This window comes from Heliobacterium mobile (genome assembly GCF_009720735.1).
GTDB classification, from domain to species: domain Bacteria; phylum Bacillota; class Desulfitobacteriia; order Heliobacteriales; family Heliobacteriaceae; genus Heliobacterium; species Heliobacterium mobile.
This window is the reverse complement of sequence record NZ_WNKU01000147.1, coordinates 1-371: the sequence shown is the minus strand read 5'-3', so window position 1 is coordinate 371 and position 371 is coordinate 1. Positions and strand designations below refer to the sequence as shown.

Below are 371 nucleotides of genomic sequence, written 5' to 3'. Positions count from 1 at the left end.
CATTAGTGTTCGGTTAAGACACTAAATACCATAAAATCAATCAAATACCACCCAGGGGTCGAGAAGTCGCTTTCGGTTTACATTGGGATCAATGGCTTCCGCGAGGAAGGCTCCCGTAAGTGGATTGTATCCACGAGGATTGATTCCTTGATAAATTAATACCGCATTAAGAACATTGTACGCCATTGCCGCAAATATTTTGGACCAGCGAAGTGAGGTAAGTCGCTGGGTATTTTGCGGATACTGTTCTTTCAGCACTTCAAGGATATTTCGACTAACGATAAGTGTTAATACCGCCGTATACACTAACGCTTCGACGACGCAATCATCCGCAGAAGATATCTGCTCCAGGGCATAGGAACTTTTCAATT

1 pseudogene is annotated in these 371 nt (G+C 43.4%); it reads right to left on the bottom strand.

Annotated elements, in window-relative coordinates:
• Nucleotides 1-36 precede the first annotated feature (36 nt).
• A pseudogene (locus tag GJ688_RS20390) lies at nucleotides 37-371 on the bottom strand (hypothetical protein); the annotation flags it as partial.